The sequence below is a fragment of the Providencia sp. CIM-Carb-044 genome (assembly GCF_033901115.1).
Taxonomy (GTDB): Bacteria; Pseudomonadota; Gammaproteobacteria; order Enterobacterales; family Enterobacteriaceae; genus Providencia; species Providencia hangzhouensis.
In genome coordinates this window covers 1-2,746 of the sequence record NZ_JAXADV010000029.1, presented here as the reverse complement: position 1 = coordinate 2,746, position 2,746 = coordinate 1, and the positions used below count along the sequence as shown (strand labels likewise).

Sequence of the window (2,746 nt, the reverse complement as noted above, 5' to 3'; positions counted from 1 at the left end):
CACCACGAGCTCGTCAGGCTCCAGCTCTGACACCAAGAGCTCATCAGGCTCCAGCTCTGACACCACGAGCTCATCAAGCTCCAGCGCATCAAGTTCTTCAGGTAAGGGTTCAACGAGCAAAAAAGATGGCATCGGCTCAAAACTGGCGAAAGCTGGAAAAATTGCTGTCGAGGCAGGTTCAATCCTTGGTAGCGGTATAGACCAAGGATTAACGGATAAAACACATGATTTGCTTGATAAAGGAAAAGACCGAGCATCTAACTCCATGATGGGTAAATTAGCTCAGGAAATTAAAAACCCTGGGGCCAATGCTCAAGCTAGGCTCGACAATCAAGCCATTTCTGAAGCAAACGAAATAAAAAGCAACCAGGCTCGATCTGCAGCGGCCAATGAAGCAAGAGAATTCATTAACTCAATAAACAATGGTGGCAACTCCGAATCTTCTACTCCAAACGAAAATTCTCTTAGTGGAGAAATGGAATCAGAGATTGCAGCCTTTCGGGATAGAAAATAAGGATACGCCATGAAGGAAAAGTATTTTTTAATTGCGGCCATTTCATTGGCCTTATCAATTCCAGTTTTTGCGGCTGACCAAGATGATTGTGCTATCTGGCTCTGCTTGCCGACAGGCTTCCCAAGTGGTTGCAGTGGTGCTAAATCAGCCTTCAAAAACCGAATTAAACATTTAAGGCCGCCTCTTCCTGATCTTATGTCATGCGTTGTGGATGCTCCTGATGGAACAATGCCCAATATGGATTATCAGATGGGTGTTGTTTCATATATTCCCGCATCTCAAAAATGCGTGAAATATGAAATAACAGGATATGGCAACACAGGCCCTCAATACAGCTGCACACAGTATGAGGAAATACCAGCTCATTATGTAGATGGCCCATGTATTCCATCTTCATATAGCGGAACAGGCCAGAATGGTTGCACTGCAACCCATAATTACATCACTGTTTATCAAGACGGTGGGGTAATTGGCGAAACTTACTATTGGAACTAAAAATGGATACAGGATTGCCCCCGCTGGAGCAAGAAAGGATTGTCTGTGCAATTACAGCTGCTGTTAAATATGATATTGCGGCCAATATCATGCTTGCCGTTGCCGACAAGGAGCGGGGGAAGCCTGGCCAATGGGTTTTAAACACTAACGGCACTCATGATGTTGGCTGGCTACAGTTCAACACTCGATATTTGCGTGATCTGGCATCATATGGCATCAGCGCCGATGATGTGGCATCAAATGGTTGCTATGCCTTCGATTTGGCCGCCTGGCGGATCAGAAACCACATAGATAATGATAGTGGTGATATTTGGACGCGAGTGGCTAATTACCATTCTAGGACACCAGAGTTCAACAATATTTATCGAAGGGACTTAATCAAGAAAGCCATCAAATGGGCCGACTGGTTAGAGACCAGGTTCGATACGGAAGTGGGCTCATTTGTAATTAATCAGGCAGAAAAAAAGACGCAGCAGCCTGTAAAAAAAATCAATACAGAAGGGAAGACAAAGACTTCTGTTTATGTACCGAGAACAGTAACGGTGGCCCAATGATTTCAATCGAAAACAAAAATCTTGAATCGCTGAAGTGGTTGGCGCTTTTTTCAATGCTCGGAGATCACATCAATAAATATTTATTTAACGGAACACTCCCATTCTTGTTTGAAATTGGAAGAATTGCATTCCCTGTTTTTGCATTTGTTATTGCATTTAATTTTTCCAGGGTGGACGCATTCACTTCAGGCGCATTAAAAAGAATGTGCATCCGTCTTTTTATATTTGCCTGTATATCCAGCATCCCTTTTGTTCTGCTTGGCGGGGTCAGGTTCGGGTGGTGGCCATTAAATATTCTATGGCTTTTTTTCTTTGCTTCCGTTTTTGTTTATCTATTGGAACATAAAGGGCATGTTTTTTACATTATGGCACTCCTGGCGTTTATTGCAGGTGCCACCTTGTGTGAATATTGGATATTCGGAATGGCATTGTGCCTCTCTATGTGGGCCTACTTCAAAACGAAAAAATTGATCTTTATTGCATGTGGCCTTATTTCGCTCTTATCGCTTCAATATGTAAACCAAAACTATTGGGCACTGTTATCAGTGCCAATCATTTTGATAGCCATGAAATTGAATATCAAAATGCCTCGGATGAAGTATATTTTTTATGTATTTTATCCATTACACCTATCAGCATTGCTTATTGTTAGAATTCCAATGGCAAAAGCTGGATATTTGTTTTTTATGTGATATATATATGTTGTCAATTGACACTCACTGAAAGGGAGTTACAAATGAAAAAAGTAGTACTATGTATCATGCTCGGTTTAACAGCCATTGGTGCAACTGGCTGCGCGTATAAGCAAGGGACTGAAGTTAGCCAGGCTACTGTGTCGAAGTTTCAAGTCGGCAAAACAACCAAAGACGAAATTATCTCTGCTCTTGGCGTTCCTCAGAAAATGACTGCTGACGGTTCAGACCAATGGCTTACCTACAATTACAGCGAAATTAGTTCTTTCGGCGGAAATAAAGATGAAAGCACAGCCTTTATCATTGGCAGTAACGGCATTCTGAAGAATATCGTCAAGGGAAAAGGCGATGGCAACAGCAACCCGCTGCTGCAAGCGGCTGGTATGTAAATCAATTTGCTATGTTCCGTGCTCCCGGCGTTTTTCAAGGTAGTTGTCACCTCTGACCGTTTTAAGCGGCCTGTTTTTCTATTGGTTTAGTCTGCTCTCTTT

Annotated in this window: 5 protein-coding genes; all 5 read left to right on the top strand. The window is 42.5% G+C overall.

All coding sequences use genetic code 11. The annotated features are described in order from the left end of the window. Positions 1–514, top strand: a 514-nt coding sequence (locus SJ312_RS22690; RefSeq protein ID WP_319868379.1) for a hypothetical protein, incomplete at its 5' end; no start/stop codon positions are given. A 9-nt stretch (positions 515–523) separates the two neighbouring features. Continuing rightward, a complete protein-coding gene (locus tag SJ312_RS22685; RefSeq protein ID WP_057048361.1) occupies positions 524–1,009 on the top strand; it encodes a hypothetical protein in 486 nt (161 codons plus the stop codon). A 2-nt stretch (positions 1,010–1,011) separates the two neighbouring features. After that, positions 1,012–1,563 carry a conjugal transfer protein TrbN gene (locus SJ312_RS22680; protein WP_319868378.1) on the top strand — a complete coding sequence of 184 codons (552 nt, stop codon included), beginning with the start codon at positions 1,012–1,014 and terminating at the stop codon, positions 1,561–1,563. Next, positions 1,560–2,255 carry a TraX family protein gene (locus SJ312_RS22675; RefSeq protein WP_319868377.1) on the top strand — a complete coding sequence of 232 codons (696 nt, stop codon included), beginning with the start codon at positions 1,560–1,562 and terminating at the stop codon, positions 2,253–2,255. The genes SJ312_RS22680 and SJ312_RS22675 overlap by 4 nt, the downstream gene beginning before the upstream one ends. 44 nt (positions 2,256–2,299) lie before the next feature. Beyond that, a complete protein-coding gene (locus SJ312_RS22670; RefSeq protein ID WP_202212002.1) occupies positions 2,300–2,644 on the top strand; it encodes a hypothetical protein in 345 nt (114 codons plus the stop codon). Positions 2,645–2,746: the final 102 nt, after the last annotated feature.